Here is a 280-nt window from a genome sequence, read left to right on the forward strand (position 1 = left end):
AATAATAATTTTTGAGGTTATCCAAACGGATAACCTCAAAATTCATTTTTATAAAAATTAGGGGTTACCCCTAATTTTTATGGATTTTTTTAAATAAAAATGTCCATAAAGGTCTTGTCAATTTAGAAATAATGTTGTAAAATATAAGAGTTGTAATACGAAAATATGCGATGATGCAAGAGGTTGCCGGACTTCGGGGAATTCTTGCTGAGTATGTCTGATCAAAGAATCGGGCGACAAAGGTAGTTAAGTGTGGACAAAACAATGATACACCCGGATG

It is taken from the genome of Patescibacteria group bacterium (assembly GCA_026415775.1).
Taxonomy (GTDB): domain Bacteria; phylum Patescibacteriota; class Minisyncoccia; order UBA6257; family JAAZHW01; genus SKW32.